We start from the raw sequence: 13,091 nt of genomic DNA on the forward strand, positions 1-13,091 counted from the left end.
TGCCGAATCAGACCATAACAAACACATTCATGGCTAAAGCCATTCCTACAAGTACACTTTACCTAGAACCTAGAACCTAGAACCTAGAACCTAGAGCCTAGAGCCTAGAGCCTAGAGTAGAGGGAGACTATTACCCAAAAACCCACACTGCGAGGCTGATCGCTGATAGCTCTGTGTTGGGTTTCGCTGCGAACTACCCAACCTACGCCAGACCCTCAAACTTTACTCTTTCTAACTCGTATCTTTCCCCTTTCTAACTTGTAACTTTACTCTCGCAAACTTGCTTCCCTAACCTTGTTATGCGATAAAGCGTTTTATATTTGTAATACAATTAAGGTGTACTGTGTCTCGTAAGAAAACGACCAAGTCAAAAGGCTCTTCAGGTTTAAATCGTAAAAATAGTGAAGCATTTATTGCTAAGTTCTCATCTCACCCAGATACGCATCTATGCCCGTCGGGCTTGATGTATAAAGTGATTGATGAAGTTGAAGGGGAGCGAGTAACAGAGTTTGATACAGTGGTTATTAATCAACGTATTATGCTTGCGGATGGCAATGTGATTGCCGACAGTTATAAAGCGGGTATGCCTGAGGTGTTCGCTTTATCCGAAGCTATAGAAGGGTTAAGAGAAGGTTTGTTATTAATGAATATCGGTTCTCGCTATGAATTTGTGATCCCTCCAGAGCTTGCTTGGGGTAAAAAAGGCAACGGTGGCAAGATTGGCGCAAATGCAGTGCTACATTTTGACGTTCGTTTAATGCGTTTAGCTTAACTCTCTGAGTATAGTTCCCTTAGCATAAGTCGACAGAGTACTTAAAACGCGTTAACGTTCACTATTGGTTTACTGAGGAACATTATGGGCGCAATTACTTCACGAGTTTACTTTCTTCGCCATGGCGAAATCGCTACACCTGGAATTCTTTCTGGGCAAATCGATGTCGGTTTATCTGAGCAAGGCCTTGAACAAATGCGCCAAGCCTCTGCTGAGTTCATAAATTTAAATGCCATATATAGTTCACCGCTAAAGCGTTGCTCAGTCCACGCTGATTATTTAGCAAATCAATACTCACTGAATGTACAGTATTATAACGCGCTAAAAGAGTTTAATTTTGGTGATTGGGATGGCCAAGACTACCAACAGCTTTGGCAGCAAACGAGTAAACCTCATATCGGTGATTTTTGGCAGCATCCTTGGCAAGTAAAAGTCCCCAATGGTGAATCTATGGCAGACTTTTACGCTCGGGTAGAGGCATGGTGGCAAACATTTTTACAATCACTGTATGAATCTAAGCATGAACAGTCATTGGTAATAAGTCATGCTGGGGTGATTAAACAAATCCTTGCTATTGTTTGTCAGATGCCAAAACAATCAGCCACGCATTTAAATGTTTTTCATCTTCCTTATGCAGGGCTTATTACACTCGATGTATATATAGATGAACAAGGACAAGCTTGGCCTAAAATTGTTTTTTAGCCATCTAGAGCGATATTCATTGAATTATTTACTTAGCCCGCCATAATACTCATATGCTATGGAATGGAGTGAAATTCTCCAGCTGTTCCCGCAACTGTGATCCATCTAAATAATGGTCAGCCAGATACTTAGCACTAACAACTAATCATCGAGCGGGTCAACTCACATCATTTTCTGGTACTTACCAGTGTTTTCTTGTGCGTTGTGATTACTCGCCAAGAGAGAATAAGCTTGCAACAAAATAGCCTTAGCGCTGCGCCATTAATATCAGTGTCTGATTTAAGTTGGGGTACTGCGAATAAAACTATACTTAAATCAATTAACCTTGAGTTAAAAGCAGGGCAATTTATCGGTCTACTCGGCCCTAATGGTGCGGGTAAATCAAGCTTGCTGCGTTGTCTTTATCGTTACTTGAAACCTCAGCAAGGGGTTGTGCTGCTAAGCGGTCAAGATATTTGGCAAATCAGTGCTGATGAATATGCAAAGCAGGTTGCAGTGGTTTTACAAGAGTCTCCATCGCAGTTTAATTTGTCTTTGTTCGATGTAGTGAGTTTAGGCTTAACACCTCATAAGCGACTTTTCAGCGCCACGTCTGCCAAGGATAAGCAGCGTATTTTTCAAGCGATTGAGCAGGTTGGTTTATCTCATCACAGTGAACAAGCATTTGATTCGCTCTCAGGTGGCGAAAAGCAAAGAGCGCTTATTGCACGCTCTATCGTACAACAACCTAAGTTGCTCATCATGGATGAGCCTACCAGCCACCTTGATGTTAAATACCAAATTCAAATAATGGAGTTAGCAAAGTCCCTTGATTTGACTGTGCTTGCCTCTTTCCATGATTTAAATCTTGCTGCGAGTTTATGTGATGAATTATTGGTGATTGATGAAGGGTGTTTGGTTTGTCAGGGACAACCAAAAGCGGTGCTAACAGAGCAGCTTTTGAGTGATGTATTTGGTGTCTGCGCAGCGGTATCTGCTCACCCGCAATCAAGCTCTGATAAGTTTATTCCGCACATCACTTATTTTTATGGTTATCAGACACAGGAGCATCAAAATGACTGATGCAATGCGTTTAAGTATCTGTGTTGTCGTAGGGCTTATTAGTTGTTTTTTAGCATTGAGCTTTGGTGCTGCAAATACGCCACTGAGTGATGTTTTTAATGGTTTGTTTAGCCAAGGTAGCGATGAATTTGTGCAGCGTATTATCTGGCAGTTGCGTATGCCAAGAACGGTGCTGGCATTTTTAGCTGGTTCTGGGCTTGCCCTTGCAGGATTAATTTTGCAGACCGTAACCCGAAACCCGCTTGCTGATCCTTACTTGTTTGGTATTTCTTCTGGGGCTTCATTTGGTGTGGTGTGCTTTATAGCCCTAACCGGTGTGAGTTTTGGCTTTAGTATGTCAGTTGCAGCATTTGCCGGAAGCTTACTTTCTATGCTGTTGCTTATTGCTATTGCAGGGCGTCGCCATGTTGGCCAAGTTGAGGCCATGTTACTTGCTGGTGTTGCTCTATCTTTCTTATTTAGTGCTCTGACTAGTCTGCTGCTTTATTTTAGTGATCCACAAGCCATCACCGCCATTTTGTTTTGGACGATGGGCAGTTTTTCTCGTGCCCAGTGGGACACTCTTTGGCTGCCATTTACCGTTATTATCGCCTGCATGACACTGATGATTGCATTTCGTCGTCAACTTAATGCAATGCTGCTTGGTGATGAAAGTGCTGCAACCTTGGGTATTCATGTGCAGCGCTTTCGGATCATGATGCTGCTGCTAAGTTCATTGATCACAGCGGTGCTTGTTGCTATGTGTGGAGGCGTTGGTTTTGTCGGCCTGATGATCCCACATATTGTGCGCTACTTTTCACCGCAAGGCAGCAGCCATAACTTAGTTATGACATCCTTGGTCGGAGGTATTTTTATGGTGTGGGTAGATGTGTTATGCCGAACCCTATTGAATAACCAAGAACTACCCGTAGGTGTGATCACAGCCGCTATCGGTAGCGTGTTCTTTTTATTCTTACTTTATTTTCGTAAACAGAGCAGGTAGCGAATGTTTAATATCATGCCTATTAATCAGCAGTTTTCAGCTGTAATTCAACAAAAAATAGACCTTAAAACAAAGCCGTTAGGCGCTTTGGGTCAGCTTGAAAGTTGTGCTAAACAATTAACGCTTATTTTTTCAAAGCAACTTGATAGTGAGCAGGCGCTAGTTGCCTTTAAACCGGTTATTTCAAACCCTTCTCTAGTTATATTTGCAGGCGATCATGGTGTGGCAAGCCAAGGTGTGTCGATTGCTCCTAGCAGCGTTACATCACAAATGGTGGCAAACTTTGCAGCAGGAGGTGCAGCGATTAATGTATTTTGTCGCCAGCTTGGCTGGCAGCTAGAAGTTGTTGACGCTGGAACATTCAGTACTTCACACGATAAAAGTGTGCATAACCAGCGTTTAGGTGAAATCACTGCACCACTGAATACTGAAATGGCCATGTCACTTAGCCAGGTTGAAAAAGGGTTTGCATTAGCCAAGCAGCGAGTTTATTCACTCTATGAGCAAGGTTGTAATACCATCGCCTTTGGTGAGATGGGCATTGGCAATACCACAAGTGCAGCGGCATTAATGGCTGCCTTGTTGTCGTTACCAGCCAGCCAGTGTGTTGGTAAAGGCACTGGTGTGAGCGACGAGGTTGTTGCTAAAAAAATCAAGGTTGTTGAGCAAGCCCTCCAATTGCATCAAGCTCACTTAGATGACCCACTAATGACACTCGCTGCATTAGGCGGTTTTGAAATTGTTCAGATCACCGGTGCCATTTTAGCTGCTGCGGAGCTCGGCATGGCGGTGATCGTGGATGGCTTTATTTGTACTGCAGCAGCGCTTGTTGCAACTCGCATTAATGCAAACGCTCGCGATTACATGATATTTGCTCATGCCTCTGATGAACAAGGGCACAAAGCAATGCTCAATGCCTTGCATGCAGCACCTTTATTGCAGCTTGATTTACGTTTAGGAGAGGGCACAGGTGCTGCGCTTGCTTTACCTTTACTGCAAGCATCTTTGGCGTTTTATAATGACATGGCAAGTTTTGCCGATGCTAATGTTGAGCAAGTTGTCTGATATGAGCGATGAACAACACACTTCTGACTCTACCCCAAGTCAGCTTCAACTATTTTTACTGGCGCTTAGTTTTTTAACGCGTATCCCCGTTAAGTTAAACTTTGCAGTATCGAGTCAGGCACTCAATCAGGCCAGCCGTTATTTTTCATTGGTCGGTGTGTTATTAGGTGTACTTTTAGCGCTGAGTTTTTTACTGCTAAGTTGGTTATTCCCTGCAGCCATTGCAGTCGCGTTAGTTATGGCGTTTAGCTTGATAATCACAGGGGCATTTCATGAAGATGGCCTTGCAGATGTCTGGGATGGCTTTGGTGGTGGTTGGCAAGTAGCAGATAAGCTGAGCATTATGAAAGATAGTCGCTTAGGTACCTATGGTGCTGCGGCGTTAGTGATGGCCTTATTAATTAAGTACCAAACACTCGTTGCACTTAGCGAGGTAACCAGTACTGTGATTATTGCACTTGTTTTAGGGCAAAGCTTGAGCCGGGTTGTTGCAACAAGCTTAATTGCAGATATGGACTATGTAAGTCAGGACGCCACATCTAAAGTAAAACCAATTGCGATGCATTTAAGCACGCAAAGTTATCAAATACTGCTAGCAACTGGCGGTGCGGTGTTAGCAGTAGCATGGTTGTTTTTTGGCTTCACTCTAGGGCAATTATTAATACTCATCAGTGTGCTTTTTGTTACTCGTTTACTATTAAAGCGTTGGTTTGAAAAGCAGTTATCTGGCTATACCGGTGATTGCTTAGGAGCAGCCCAGCAAGTGACAGAGCTTGTTACCTACCTTTGCTTGGTGAGCTTATTATGAGCCAGCAACATACTTTAATTTTAGGCGGTGCTCGCAGCGGTAAAAGCCGTTTTGCTGAGCAGCTGGCAACAGATTCAAACAAGCCGCTTATCTACATCGCCACAGCCAATGCGGCTGATGAAGAAATGACAGCCCGAATTAATAGGCATCAAGCTGAGAGGGCTAAGCATTGGCAACTTGTTGAAGAGCCTTTGTATTTGGCTAAAGCACTACAACAACACAGCCAAGCTGAAAACTGTATTTTAGTGGATTGTTTAACCCTTTGGTTGAGTAATTGCCTATGCCAGCAGGGGGAAGCATTTTGGCTTGAGCAAAAAGCGGCCTTACTCGATGTGCTATCGCAATTGCCGGGTGAGGTGATTTTTGTCAGCAATGAAGTGGGTCATGGCATTGTGCCGCTCGGTGAATTAAGCCGTCAGTTTGTTGATCATTCAGGCTGGTTGCATCAAGCCTTAGCACAGCAAGTTGCACGTGTTGAGTTTGTGATTGCAGGTCTTGCACAAACCTTAAAAAGAGAGCAATGATGAAAACATTAATGGTGCAAGGCACGACCTCAGATGCAGGTAAAAGTACTCTTGTAGCAGCACTTTGCCGGATCTTTGCTGAGCGAGGCATAAAGGTTGCGCCCTTTAAGCCACAAAATATGGCATTAAATAGTGCTGTAACCGCAGATGGTGGCGAGATAGGTCGCGCACAAGCTTTGCAAGCTGTAGCGGCAAAAGTGCCCGCAGAAGTCGATTTTAACCCTATCTTATTAAAACCTAATAGCGATACCGGAGCGCAGGTAATCGTTCATGGTAAAGCGCTGTCGAATATGGAAGCGGGCAGTTATCACGACTACAAAAAAGTGGCGATGGATGCTGTTCTTACTTCGCAGCAGCGCTTAAGTGAGCGTTTTGAATTACTGGTTGTTGAAGGTGCTGGGAGCCCTGCAGAAATTAACCTGCGCGAAAACGACATTGCCAATATGGGTTACGCTGAGGCGGTAGATTGCCCGGTGATCATTATTGCAGATATCGACAAAGGCGGTGTGTTTGCCCATTTAGTTGGAACGTTAGCCTTGTTGTCTGAGTCGGAGCAAGCGCGCGTTAAAGGCTTTGTGATTAATCGTTTTCGGGGCGATATAGCGTTATTACAAGGCGGCCTTGATTGGTTAGAGCAATACACCAATAAGCCAGTGCTTGGGGTATTACCTTATTTACATGACTTAGCACTAGATGCTGAAGATGCCGTTGCTATAACTAATCAGGTCGATAAACCGCAATTACGCATAGCAGTGCTGCTACTTCCTCATATCAGTAATCACACAGACTTTGATGCACTGCGATTACAATCAGAAATCGATTTACAGTATGTACGTCATACTCAGGCTATTCCAAGTGTTGATCTGATTATTATACCGGGCAGTAAAAATGTACTCAGCGATTTAGCGTTTTTAAAAAATGAAGGTTGGCATAAACAAATAACACGTCACTTGCGTTATGGCGGTAAAGTGCTCGGAATATGTGGTGGGCTGCAGATGTTAGGCAACTACCTTGCAGATCCACATGCTGTGGAGTCTAATTTAGGCAGCGCAGCAGGGCTAGGGCTTGCTGACTTTGAAACGCAATTAGGGCAACAAAAAGTACTAAGCCAAGTCTCTGGTATTCTTCATTTAAACAATAGCGATAAAGTAATTTCAGGTTATGAAATTCACGCCGGGATTAGTCAAGGTCCGGCACTTGAAAAGCCATTTTTGAGCTTTAATGATCACCCAAGTGGATTCAAAGTAGATGGTTTTATTAGTGATGATAACCAAATAGCAGGTACTTACTTACATGGCTTGTTCGATACCCCTGAGGGCGTATCTGAGCTAATAACTTGGCTTGCAACAAATAGCCAAATAAAGCCAATTGATATTAACTTAAACCGTGAACAGCAGTTAAGCCGTTTAGCTAGTGTAGTAGCAGAGAATCTCGATATTGAACAAATCATCAATATTTATGAGAACTTCAATTTAGAGACATAAGGAACAACAATGAGCGAACAGAATCAAGATAAGCACCAACAACGCCAACAAAAAGTAAAACAAAAAGTCGACGAACGGATTGCTGCTGCACAAAAAGAGCAGGGTATTTTTCAGGTTATAACTGGCAACGGTAAGGGTAAATCGACTTCTGGTTTTGGTACTGTTGCACGTGCGGTAGGTCACGGAATGAAAGCCGCTGTGTGTCAGTTTATTAAAGGTACATGGGAGTGCGGTGAACGCAACCTACTCGAAAAAGCAGGGGTTGAATTTGTTATTATGAACACCGGTTTTACTTGGGAAACACAAAATAAAGAGTCAGATACAGCTGCTGCGCAAGTGACATGGCAAGAAGCGAAAAGAATGCTGAAGGATGAGTCGATTAACCTCGTTATGCTCGACGAAATAACCTATATGATCACCTACGGCTATATTGATTTAGACGAAGTGCTAGAAGCCATTAGCTCTCGCCCTGCTATGCAATCGGTGATAATTACAGGTCGTGGTGCGCACCGTAAACTAACCGACTTAGCTGATACAGTCAGTGAAGTCAGAAACGTAAAACACGCTTTTGATGCAGGGATAAAAGCGCAAAAAGGGTTCGATTTTTAACATGAAGGCCATCAAGTTAGCACTTTTAGGTTTTTTATTTTATTTACCTGCATTGGCTCAGGCTCATGAAATTAAAGAGCCGCAGCGTATCGTTGCCTTAGCACCGCACATCGTTGAAAACCTATTTGCGATTGGAGCAGGAGAGCGCATTGTCGGTACCGTTGACTATGCAGACTTTCCTCAGCAAGCGAATGATATCGAACGAGTAGGCGGCTATTACGGCATTAACATGGAAAAACTGTTGTCGTTAAAACCAGACCTAGTTCTGGCTTGGAAAACGGGTAACAAAGCCGAAGATCTCGCTTACATTGAAAAATTAGGTATTCCGGTAGCGTACAGCAATCCAAATCAGGTTGATAATGTGGCTGATGAGCTGCGTAAACTAGGCACGCTTACGCATTTGCAAACCAAGGCAAATAAAGTAGCCAAACAGTTTGAAGCTAAACTCAATGCTATTCGTACTGCGCAAGAAGGCAAACCGAAAGTGTCAGTGTTTTATCAATTATGGCCTGAGCCAATGATGACAGTTGGCGGAAATACTTGGATCAATCAGCTATTAACTATTTGTCATGCGGATAATGTGTTCGCTAATAGTGATACAGACTACCCGCGCATTAGTATTGAAAATGTATTGGTTGCCAATCCAGAGGTAGTGATTATTCCAGATGAAAAATCGAAAAAGCCTCAGCCTAAAATTGATTGGCGACAATGGCCTGAATTGCCAGCGGTGCAACATAACCAGTTTATTAGTGTAAACGCAGACTTATTGCACCGTTTTACAACCCGAATGCTTGATGGTTTGACCGACATGTGTGGTAAAATAGACGTTTCTCGTCAGCAAATACAGGCTTCAAAATGAACGATTGGCAAACATTTCTAGATACCGAGCTTGCTAAGCCCTACATGCAAGAAACCTTGCAATATGTGGCCGATAGACGCGCAGCAGGCGTTACCGTTTATCCGAAAGACGAACAGGTATTCTCAGCTTTTGAAGCCACACCTTTAAATGAAGTTAAGGTGGTTATTTTAGGGCAAGATCCTTACCACGGAGAAGGGCAAGCCCATGGTTTATGCTTTTCGGTATTACCAGAAGTTAAAAAATTACCACCGTCTTTGAAGAATATGTACAAAGAGTTGGCTACTGATATAGAAGGTTTTGAGATTCCTCACCATGGTTATTTGCAAAGCTGGGCCGAACAAGGCGTGTTCTTACTCAACACGGTATTAACGGTTGAGCAAGGGCAAGCTCACTCTCATAAGCACCTTGGTTGGGAGCAATTTACTGATGCAGTAATTGCGCTTATTAATCAGCACTGTGACGGTGTGGTGTTTGTGTTATGGGGCGCACATGCTCAGAAAAAAGGCAAACACATTGATACCTCGCGTCATCATGTGATCCAAGGCCCGCATCCATCACCGCTTTCTGCACATCGTGGCTTTTTTGGTTGTCAGCATTTTTCAAAGACAAACCAGCTACTTACTGATCAAAATAAAGCGCCAGTAAATTGGTCGTTGCCGCAAATGCAAAAGGCCCTTGCGGGCCTTTAATTAAAAGTCTAATTCATCAAGCTCAATGCTGTCTGTGAAATAGTCTAACTCCTGTAGTTCTTTGCGAAGTTTATGCTTGTCTTTCAAAGCTTCGATTTCGCGCCATTTTCTCTTTTTATTTTTTGTAGAGGTCTTTTTTGTTTTACTAGGACCTTCTAATATTTCTAAAATATCGTCTAGGCTATCCATGAACTTCTCCTATTGATTTTTTGAACCTCGGAAATACCTATACCACAGGCTGCTCAAAAATAGAATAAAAAAGTGACAATACTGTTACAGAAGTGTGATTGATAGATGAATAGATCAAAGGTTTAGTTATTTTAGAAACAAAAACGCCACCTAGCGGTGGCGTTTTAAAAAATGCTGTAATTTGAATTACATTGCTTTAAAGCGTGCTTCTAATTCAAGCTGTGCTTGTGCAAAAGAACGAATACCCTCAGCAAGTTTTTCTGTCGCCATAGCATCTTGGTTATGTAACCAACGGAACTGACTTTCAGTTAGTGGTGCTGGTTTTTCTTCAACAGTAAAGTCGCTCTCTAGTAGGTACTCTTGTGCATCCGTTAATTGGCCTAACTCTTCTAAAAGACCCGGGCTAATCGTTAACTTATCACAGCCAGTCAGTGCGATGATCTCGCCTGTGTTACGGAAGCTTGCGCCCATAACAACTGTTTTGTAATCGTGGCGTTTGTAGAATTCGTAAATGCTACGTACAGATTGCACACCAGGATCGTTTAGCGGATCAGTTGGTTTTTCCATACCGTTAGCAACGTGCCAGTCTAAGATACGGCCAACGAATGGTGAAATTAAAAATACATTTGCATCGGCACATGCGCGTGCTTGTGCTTCAGAGAATAACAGCGTTAAGTTACACTTAGTGCCTTCTTTTTCAAGCTGCTCAGCGGCTTTGATGCCTTCCCAAGTTGATGCAACTTTGATTAGGATTTTATCTTTGCTAACACCTTCTTTTTCGTAAAGGCTCAGTAAAGTGTGGGCTTTGTCGATAGTCGCTTGAGTATCAAATGATAAACGTGCGTCTACCTCTGTAGAGATATAGCCCGGTACGATTTCGCTAATTTCTTTACCAATTAATACAGCAAAGTAATCACATGCTAATTCAAGTTGTTTAGCTGCATCTTGCTCGGTTTCTTTGGCATATTGCCACGCTTTATCTAAATAAGGCTTATACGCTTCAATTTCACTGGCTTTTAAAAGTAGAGATGGGTTTGTTGTTGCATCTTCTGGTTGGTGCTTTTTGATAGCTTCGATATCACCTGTATCTGCAACAATAGATGAATGCTGTTTAAGCCTTTGTAGTGCTGAAGTCATTTGCTTTCCTCATTCCAAGCAAGTTAAAAGAAAATCCATTATAGCGGCCTTTATGCTGCAACACTATGACAGTGTTTAATAGGTCAAATGTCCTTAATACAGAAAACTAGAACATTATGTATGAAAAGAACAGCGGATAAAGGCAGGACGAAACAAAACGTGCATTTTGATTCAATTAATGTTGAAATTGACATCAAACAAATTACAAGTCAATAGCTAAGTATGATCACTGTTATTTCACCTGCAAAAAATTTAGATTACGAAACACCAGCCACGACCGATAAATTCACTCAACCTGAATTACTCGAGCACAGCGAAGAGTTAATGTCAGTTTGCCGTGATTTAACACCAGCGCAAATTGGTAGCCTAATGAAAATCAGCGATAAACTAGCTGGTTTGAATGCGGCACGCTTCGCCGAGTGGTCACAGCCATTTACTCAAGATAACGCAAAACAAGCCGTGCTAGCCTTTAATGGTGATGTATACGGTGGCTTAGATGCGCAAACTCTAAGCGATGCTGATCTTGATTACGCACAGTCGCACTTACGTATTTTGTCTGGTCTTTATGGTGTGCTTAAACCATTAGATTTAATGCAAGCTTACCGCCTTGAAATGGGCACTAAGTTAGAAAACCCACGTGGTAAAAACTTATATGAGTTTTGGGGCAGTGTTATCGCCGAAAAGCTTAATACAGTGCTTGCTGAGCAAGATAGCAAATACTTGGTAAACCTTGCTTCGAATGAGTATTTTAAAGCGGTTGATAAAAAAGCATTAAATGCACAAATCATCACCCCACATTTTAAAGACTGTAAAAACGGCCAACATAAAGTGATCAGCTTTTATGCGAAAAAAGCCCGCGGCATGATGGCACGTTACATCATTGAAAATAAAATCACCCAATTAAGTGATTTAAAAGATTTCACCGTTGCAGGTTATTACTTTAGCAGCGATGCAACAGCAAAAGAGTTAGAGCCTGTTTTCTTACGAGAAGAGCAGAACTAAACTTTTAGCAAAATGAATTGGAAGAGCCGTGCTTAGCACGGCTTTTTTATGGTTTTAATACTCTAAATTAGAAATGGCGTTCATCTTGCTAAATACTTTGTTGAGCGATTAATTCAACAAGGTACAAAAATGTTAAAAATTCCGACAGTAAGTGAAGCTGAAAAGCTGATAGAAGAAAAACTCGGTGGCTGGGTTGATATCATCATAAGCCATATCCCTAACTTTATTGTTGCAGTAATCATTACTATCGTGTTTTCACTGCTGGCACGTATCGTTGGTTCAATGCTTAGAAAGCTATTACGTCGTTCGTTAGAGTCTTCGCAAATAGCAGACTTAATGTCATCGATAGTAAAAGTCATCGTATTATGTGTAGGCTTATTTGTAGCCCTTGATTTCTTGGGCCTCAGAGGCACGGTCACCTCATTACTTGCTGGTGCTGGTATTGTTGGTCTTGCGATTGGTTTTGCCTTTCAGGACATGACAGAGAACCTTATAGCGGGTATTGCTATGGGTATTCGCAAGCCATTTAAAACTGGCGATGTTATTCGCACCGAAAGCGTGTTTGGTACTGTACGGGCGATTAACCTTAGAAACACCCTCATTGAGAACTTTTATGGGCAACTTATCTTAGTCCCTAACAAGATTTTATTTAGGAACATACTCAGTAACTACAGTACCTTAGGTGTGCGTCGTATCGAAGTGCCTGTGGGTATTTCGTATGCCGATGACCCCGAGCAAGCCGCAGAGGTGATTGTTAAAAAAATCAATGAGTTTGATTTTGTAATTAAGCAAGAAGAAACCGCTGTTTACGCCGAAAGCTTTGGTGATAGTAGCGTTAACTTACTAGTTTGGTTTTGGATTAAATACCCCGGCGAAGCGGATTTCATGACAGTACGCCACAAGGCTGTTGTGGCAGTTAGAAACGCCCTAAGCGAAGCTGATATGACCATCCCATTCCCAATCCGCACGTTAGATTTTGGTATCAAAGGCGGCGAGAAATTAAATGCCATGATAAGCGAAAAACAGCAAGATAAAGACGCTGAGGTAGAGCAAACCGATGAGTAAAATTTACTGACTCATCGGCGAGATTTACACAGGGAAGTGTGTTTGAGGAGGGAAGTTAAGTAAAAGGTATAGTTGATTACTAGCACCAATAAGCTAAGCTTGATTGTAGTAGTATAAAATAGGATTATATCTGGATTTGATC

The 13,091-nt window shown here is 42.4% G+C and carries 15 protein-coding genes and 1 riboswitch; of the genes, 13 read left to right on the top strand and 2 right to left on the bottom strand.

Annotated elements, in window-relative coordinates; translation table 11 throughout:
- Positions 1-343: 343 nt before the first annotated feature.
- The 11 genes from VRK28_RS11940 to ung all read left to right on the top strand — a co-directional run bounded on the left by VRK28_RS11940 (position 344) and on the right by ung (position 9,556).
- Positions 344-772 carry an FKBP-type peptidyl-prolyl cis-trans isomerase gene (locus VRK28_RS11940; RefSeq protein ID WP_062566688.1) on the top strand — a complete coding sequence of 143 codons (429 nt, stop codon included), beginning with the start codon at positions 344-346 and terminating at the stop codon, positions 770-772.
- 84 nt (positions 773-856) lie between these two features.
- Positions 857-1,474 carry a histidine phosphatase family protein gene (locus VRK28_RS11945; protein ID WP_062566689.1) on the top strand — a complete coding sequence of 206 codons (618 nt, stop codon included), beginning with the start codon at positions 857-859 and terminating at the stop codon, positions 1,472-1,474.
- 60 nt (positions 1,475-1,534) lie between these two features.
- Positions 1,535-1,602, top strand: a riboswitch (cobalamin riboswitch).
- Between the two features lie 103 nt (positions 1,603-1,705).
- Positions 1,706-2,536: an ABC transporter ATP-binding protein gene (locus tag VRK28_RS11950; protein WP_062566690.1), complete on the top strand. Its 831-nt coding sequence runs from the start codon at positions 1,706-1,708 to the stop codon at positions 2,534-2,536.
- Positions 2,529-3,518, top strand: a complete 990-nt coding sequence (locus VRK28_RS11955; RefSeq protein ID WP_062566691.1) for a FecCD family ABC transporter permease — start codon at positions 2,529-2,531, stop codon at positions 3,516-3,518. The genes VRK28_RS11950 and VRK28_RS11955 overlap by 8 nt, the downstream gene beginning before the upstream one ends.
- 3 nt (positions 3,519-3,521) lie before the next feature.
- A complete protein-coding gene (gene cobT / locus VRK28_RS11960) occupies positions 3,522-4,583 on the top strand; it encodes a nicotinate-nucleotide--dimethylbenzimidazole phosphoribosyltransferase (RefSeq protein ID WP_062566692.1) in 1,062 nt (353 codons plus the stop codon).
- A gap of 1 nt (position 4,584) precedes the next feature.
- Complete coding sequence (locus VRK28_RS11965; protein WP_062566969.1) at positions 4,585-5,391, top strand: adenosylcobinamide-GDP ribazoletransferase; 807 nt, start codon at positions 4,585-4,587, stop codon at positions 5,389-5,391.
- Positions 5,388-5,915: a bifunctional adenosylcobinamide kinase/adenosylcobinamide-phosphate guanylyltransferase gene (gene cobU, locus VRK28_RS11970; RefSeq protein WP_062566968.1), complete on the top strand. Its 528-nt coding sequence runs from the start codon at positions 5,388-5,390 to the stop codon at positions 5,913-5,915. Before VRK28_RS11965 ends, cobU begins: the two co-directional genes overlap by 4 nt.
- Positions 5,915-7,399, top strand: a complete 1,485-nt coding sequence (locus VRK28_RS11975) for a cobyric acid synthase (RefSeq protein WP_062566693.1) — start codon at positions 5,915-5,917, stop codon at positions 7,397-7,399. The genes cobU and VRK28_RS11975 overlap by 1 nt, the downstream gene beginning before the upstream one ends.
- 9 nt (positions 7,400-7,408) lie before the next feature.
- Complete coding sequence (cobO, locus tag VRK28_RS11980; protein ID WP_062566694.1) at positions 7,409-8,008, top strand: cob(I)yrinic acid a,c-diamide adenosyltransferase; 600 nt, start codon at positions 7,409-7,411, stop codon at positions 8,006-8,008.
- 1 nt (position 8,009) lies between these two features.
- Positions 8,010-8,867: a cobalamin-binding protein gene (locus VRK28_RS11985; protein WP_062566695.1), complete on the top strand. Its 858-nt coding sequence runs from the start codon at positions 8,010-8,012 to the stop codon at positions 8,865-8,867.
- Complete coding sequence (gene ung, locus VRK28_RS11990) at positions 8,864-9,556, top strand: uracil-DNA glycosylase (RefSeq protein ID WP_332393999.1); 693 nt, start codon at positions 8,864-8,866, stop codon at positions 9,554-9,556. The genes VRK28_RS11985 and ung overlap by 4 nt, the downstream gene beginning before the upstream one ends.
- Here ung and VRK28_RS11995 read toward each other — a convergent pair whose 3' ends face one another.
- Positions 9,557-9,745: a DUF3545 family protein gene (locus VRK28_RS11995; RefSeq protein WP_332394000.1), complete on the bottom strand. Its 189-nt coding sequence runs from the start codon at positions 9,743-9,745 to the stop codon at positions 9,557-9,559.
- Positions 9,746-9,931: 186 nt separating this feature from the next.
- A complete protein-coding gene (gene tal / locus VRK28_RS12000; RefSeq protein WP_054562329.1) occupies positions 9,932-10,882 on the bottom strand; it encodes a transaldolase in 951 nt (316 codons plus the stop codon).
- Positions 10,883-11,104: 222 nt separating this feature from the next.
- On the opposite strand from tal, the gene yaaA reads away from it, so the two are divergent.
- Together yaaA and VRK28_RS12010 are read left to right on the top strand one after the other, a co-directional pair.
- On the top strand, positions 11,105-11,884 hold the full coding sequence (gene yaaA / locus VRK28_RS12005) for a peroxide stress protein YaaA (RefSeq protein ID WP_332394001.1): 780 nt from the start codon (positions 11,105-11,107) through the stop codon (positions 11,882-11,884).
- Between the two features lie 129 nt (positions 11,885-12,013).
- Positions 12,014-12,949: a mechanosensitive ion channel family protein gene (locus tag VRK28_RS12010; protein ID WP_332394002.1), complete on the top strand. Its 936-nt coding sequence runs from the start codon at positions 12,014-12,016 to the stop codon at positions 12,947-12,949.
- Positions 12,950-13,091 lie beyond the last annotated feature (142 nt).

The sequence above is a fragment of the Pseudoalteromonas sp. P80D2 genome (assembly GCF_036680945.1).
Classification (GTDB): Bacteria; Pseudomonadota; Gammaproteobacteria; order Enterobacterales; family Alteromonadaceae; genus Pseudoalteromonas; species Pseudoalteromonas shioyasakiensis.